The sequence below is a fragment of the Kribbella sp. genome (genome assembly GCF_035655035.1).
GTDB lineage: Bacteria > Actinomycetota > Actinomycetes > Propionibacteriales > Kribbellaceae > Kribbella.
The window spans coordinates 1-4,347 of record NZ_DASRVN010000148.1 but is presented as its reverse complement, the minus strand read 5'-3'; the positions used below and the strand labels follow the sequence as shown (position 1 = coordinate 4,347).

At 68.3% G+C, this 4,347-nt stretch carries 5 protein-coding genes; 3 read left to right on the top strand and 2 right to left on the bottom strand.

Features of this window, described 5'->3' with window-relative positions:
• The coding region (locus VFF46_RS08455) for a hypothetical protein (RefSeq protein WP_325036474.1) at positions 1 to 275 on the top strand (275 nt) is incomplete at its 5' end.
• Here VFF46_RS08455 and VFF46_RS08450 read toward each other — a convergent pair.
• Positions 232 to 1,017: a phosphotransferase gene (locus tag VFF46_RS08450; protein ID WP_325036473.1), complete on the bottom strand. Its 786-nt coding sequence runs from the start codon at positions 1,015 to 1,017 to the stop codon at positions 232 to 234. The two genes, VFF46_RS08455 and VFF46_RS08450, sit on opposite strands and share 44 nt — an antisense overlap.
• A 6-nt stretch (positions 1,018 to 1,023) precedes the next feature.
• The gene (locus VFF46_RS08445) at positions 1,024 to 1,971 is read right to left on the bottom strand and encodes a sugar-binding transcriptional regulator (protein WP_325036472.1); all 948 of its coding nucleotides are present in this window, start codon (positions 1,969 to 1,971) and stop codon (positions 1,024 to 1,026) included.
• Between the two features lie 331 nt (positions 1,972 to 2,302).
• On the opposite strand from VFF46_RS08445, the gene VFF46_RS08440 reads away from it, so the two are divergent.
• Together VFF46_RS08440 and VFF46_RS08435 are read left to right on the top strand one after the other, a co-directional pair.
• Positions 2,303 to 3,670 (top strand): sugar ABC transporter substrate-binding protein, encoded by a 1,368-nt coding sequence (locus VFF46_RS08440; RefSeq protein WP_325036471.1) that lies wholly within the window; start codon positions 2,303 to 2,305, stop codon positions 3,668 to 3,670.
• Positions 3,671 to 3,675: 5 nt separating this feature from the next.
• On the top strand, positions 3,676 to 4,347 hold a 672-nt coding region (locus VFF46_RS08435; RefSeq protein WP_325036469.1), incomplete at its 3' end, for a sugar ABC transporter permease.

The window sequence follows — 4,347 nt, the reverse complement described above, 5'->3', positions numbered from 1 at the left end:
GCGTCGGCGCGGTCACCCGGCGCGGGCTGGCTGCCGACGCAGGGCCGTGGATCTGCCAGAAGGGCTGGTTGGTGGTGATCGGCCTGGCGGCGGCCACGTTCGTGGCGCTGTGGCTGAGTGACATGGGCCGCATCACGACGTTTCCGAATCCGGCAATCGTGTTCGTGCCGCAGGGCATCAAGCGGTTGCAGGAGAAGTACTACGAAGGCATCGAAGAGGCTGAGCGGGAGCTCAATCCAGCAGAGCCTGGTGAAGTGCGGCCGCCGACTGTTTGAACCATTGGTTGGTGCGGTCGGTCAGTTCCGCCTCGCCGGTGGTCCAGCGTTGGCGGAACCAAGGGTGGCCGGATTCGGCGCCGCGGCGGACGTAGTCCATGCACCAGATGTGGTTGTCGGCGGCCGCCTCCACCAGGCGGGCGCGGTCCGCCGCGGGCAGGCCGTACGCGTCGGCGAAACGGCGCAACCGGGTCAGCGAGCGGCCTCGGCGTACGTCGTGGATGTCGGCGTCGGGCCGTAGCGGCGCCCACAGCCGTACCGCGGTCGCGACGTCCCACAGCGCCGACCCCGGTCCGGCGAGGTCGAAGTCGATCAGGGCGACCGCGACGCCGTCCCGGAACACCACGTTGTCGAGGTTCGGGTCGTTGTGGCTGATCAGCCCGGTCACGTAATCCGCAGGCACCGGCTCGGCCCACTCCAAACCGACCGGCCGGAAGTCCGCCACCGCCTGGTGGTATTCCCGCAGCAGCACCGCCACGCTGTCCAGCGCCGCGTCCGTCGTCGACCACGCCGGGTACGGCGCCTGCACCGTCTCGCCGGGCAGGTACGACAGCACCTCGCGCCGCTGCTCGTCGACGCCCAGCAACCGCGGCGCGCCGTCGAACCCGACCCGCTCGAGGTGTTCCAGCAGCGCGTGCGTCGCCGTACTGCTGGCGCGCAGCGGTCGTCGGACGGTGTCTCCGACCCGCACGACGAACCCGCGGTTCGCAGTCCCGCCGAGCAGCAACGTCTCGTCAGGCATCGCGCGCTAGTGTGTCTCGCCGAGCAGCGCTTTCGCCAGGGGTGCGTGGGTAACGATCGCGTTCACCAGCCCGCTGCGCACGGCCGCCCGGACCGCGTCCACCTTGGCGAGCCCGTATGGGATCGCGATCACCTCGTCGATCTTGTCCATCTGCTTGGCGTTGATCGCGATCACCCGGTCGGTCACCCGGCTCTGTACGGCGGCCCCGTCCGCGTCCACGAACACCCCCGAGATGTCGGCCACCACGCCGCGCTTCTGCAGCTGTTCGCAGGCCTTGCCGTCCATCGCGTCGTACAGCGTCGACTGCCCGGCGTTCCAGGAGCCGAGCCCGACCACGGCCTTGGACACCGAGTCGAACTGGCTGATCGCCTCGGCCACCTCGGGCTGCTGCCGCAGCGCCCGCGCCGTGGCCGCGTCCGGCACCACGAGCGGCGCATAGAACAGGTACGCCGGACCGCCCGACAGGCGCGCGGTGTGCCGGACCAGCTCGACCGAGTTGGCCTCGACGTCGGGGCGGGTGAGCGCGCCGGTCAGCTGTACGACGGGAACCGGAGCGAGCGTCGTGAGCTGCTCCGTCATCGCGGTCACGGCCCGTGCCCAGGCGAGCCCGAGCACGTCTTCCGGCGTGACGATCTCCGACAGCAGGTCCGCGGCGGCCTTTCCGAGCTGCGTACGCAGGGCCGGCTCGTCCACCTCCGGGGTGTCCACCACGATCGCGCGGCGCAGCCCGAGCGACTCCTGCAGGCGGGCGGACAGGTCGAGGTCGATGGCGCCGGGGTGGCTGATCTCGATGCGGACCAGCCCGCTTGAGCGCGCCTGGTCGAGCAGCCGCGCGACTTTGAACCGGCTGAGGCGGAACTCGTCGGCGATCTCCACCTTCGACCGCCCGTCGACGTAGTACCGCCGCGCGATCGACGCGGTGAGCACGAGTTGTGCCGGCCCGACGGAATCCATACTGCCTCCCCGCTCATATGAGCACCACCGGACCCAAGTGTTGCACAGACCCTTGACAGGTCAAGACCCCCTCCGGTTCACTCGTGCTGTGAGCGGACCCATGCTCAGATGAGCAAAACAACAATAAACACCAACTGCACCCGCCTCGCTTCGCTCGGCGGGGTTACGAGGGAACAAACACCAAATGCACCCCGCTTCGCTTCGCTCGGCGGGAGTTACGAGGAGACAAACCCAAAGCACCCGCCTCGCTTCGGTCGGCGGGGGTTACGAGGACGAGAGCCCAAGGACCCGCCTTGGTTCGGTCGGCGGGTTGTAGGTCGAGGGAGTGGCTGTGCTGAGTAGGCGGAAACGGATCGGGGCGGCCGGAGTCGGGCTGCTGATGACCGCGGTCACCGGCTGTGCGGGCTGGGGTGGTGGGGCCGGCGGTGGTGGTGCGGACAGCATCAACGTGCTGATGGTGAACAACCCGCAGATGGTGGACCTGCAGAAGCTGACCGCCGACAACTTCACCAAACAGACCGGCATCCACGTGAACTTCACCGTGCTGCCGGAGAACGACGTCCGGGACAAGATCAGCCAGGAGTTCTCCAGCCAGGCCGGTCAGTACGACGTCGCGTCGGTGAGCAACTTCGAGATCCCGATCTACGCGAAGTCCAAGTGGATCGCGCCGCTGTCGGACTACATCGCCAAGGACCCGGCGTTCGACCAGAGCGACATCCTGAAGCCGATGACCCAGTCGATGACCGCGGACGACGGGAAGATCTACGGCGAACCGTTCTACGGCGAGTCGTCGTTCCTGATGTACCGCAAGGACATCCTGGCGTCGAAGGGCATCGCGATGCCGGCCAAGCCGACCTGGCAGCAGGTCGCGGACATCGCGGCCAAGGTCGACAACGCGAAGCCGGGGATGCGCGGCATCTGCCTGCGCGGCCAGCCCGGCTGGGGCCAGCTGTTCGCCCCGCTCACCACGGTCGTGAACACCTTCGGCGGGACCTGGTTCACCAAGGACTGGCACCCGCAGGTCGACTCGCCCGCGTTCACCGAGGCGACCAAGTTCTACGTCGACCTGGTCCGCGCGCACGGCGAGGCGGGCGCGCCGCAGGCCGGCTTCACCGAGTGCCTGAACGACACCATCCAGAGCAACACCGCGATGTGGTACGACGCCACCTCGGCGGCCGGTTCGCTCGAGGCGCCGAACTCGCCGGTCAAGGGCAAGATGGGCTACGCCCCGGCGCCGGTGGTGAAGACCGACAGCTCCGGCTGGCTGTACGCGTGGGCCTGGGGCATCCAGCAGGCGTCGACGAAGAAGGACAACGCCTGGAAGTTCATCTCCTGGGCGTCCGGCAAGGGCTACGAGAACCTGGTCGGCCAGAAGGTTGGCTGGTCCAACGTTCCGGCCGGCAAGCGGGCCTCGACGTACGAGAACCCGCAGTACCTGAAGGAAGCGGCCGCGTTCGCCGAGCCGACCAAGAGCGCGATCGAGCACGCGGACCCGAACAACCCGGGCACCCAGCCGCGGCCGGCGCCGGGGATCCAGTTCGTCGACATCCCGGAGTTCCCGGACCTCGGGACCCAGATCAGTCAGGACGTGAGCTCCGCGATCGCCGGGAAGACGAGCGTCGACGACGCGCTGAAACACGGCCAGAAGCTGGCGGACGACGTTGCCGAGCGGTACCGCTCGCGGCAGGCGAAGGGGTAGGGGCCATGAGTACCGAAACCGAAGCGCGGCCCGGACGCCATACGGCGGCGGCGCGGGGATCCCAGGGCGCGACGATGCGCAGGGCCGGCGACTGGGCCCGGCGGGGTCCGCTGCTGCCCGCGCTGATCTTCATGATCATCGTGACCCAGTTGCCGTTCGTGGTCACGATCGTCGTGTCCTTCATGGACTGGAACGCGTACTACCCCGACGAGCGCGGATTCGCCGGGTTCGCGAACTTCCGCCGGGTGCTGACCGACTCCAACACCCGGAACGCGATCTTCGTGACGATCCTGCTGACCGCGGGCGTCGTACTGATCAGCCTGGTCCTCGGGCTGCTGATCGCGCTGCTGCTGGACCGGAAGTTCCGCGGCCGTGGTGCCGTCCGGACGATGATGATCACGCCGTTCCTGGTGGTGCCGGTCGCGGCCGCGCTGCTGTGGAAGCACGCGCTCTACAACCCGACGTACGGCCTGTTCAACGGCGTGCTGAAGTGGATCTTCGGTGCCAACGCACCGCAACCGGACTGGATCAGCAATCAGCCGTTGTGGTCGATCATCTTCGCGCTGGTCTGGCAGTGGACGCCGTTCATGATGCTGATCCTGCTGGCCGGGCTGCAGAGCCGGCCGCTGGACGTCATCGAGGCGGCCGGGATCGACGGCGCGAACCAGTGGGAGATC